Source organism: Petrotoga sp. DB-2, assembly GCF_054051725.1.
Window position 1 is genome coordinate 1 of sequence record NZ_JBSVZD010000090.1, and the last position, 352, is coordinate 352.

Consider the following 352-nt stretch of genomic DNA (forward strand, 5'->3'; position numbering starts at 1 on the left):
TGGTAGTTTTCTTTAGTAACTAATATTAAAAATCCTCTGTGCGCCAATAATTTTATCGGTTTCTCTGTAAATGGTTCCTCGTGAAATATTTTAGCTGTATATTTTCCATCATCTTCTTCAACAAGTACAGCCATTTTGAGCTTGTTGTCTGATGTAGAATGGTAAAGTATGAAGATATTCCCTAATGAATCGATAGCAAAACTGATAATCTCATCATCTTTCAATTCTTCGACAAATTTAGAGAATCCTCAAAGAAATATCTCTTAAGGTCCCTATGATTGTAAATATAGAGGATATTTTTCCCATCGGCATTTACATTTTTATCAAAGGCAAACTTCGGATAGTAGAGCAA

1 pseudogene is annotated in these 352 nt (G+C 32.4%); it reads right to left on the reverse strand.

The window, feature by feature from the left end:
- A pseudogene (locus ACW9JY_RS10575) lies at window positions 1-224 on the reverse strand (hypothetical protein); the annotation flags it as partial.
- Between the last annotated feature and the right edge of the window lie 128 nt (window positions 225-352).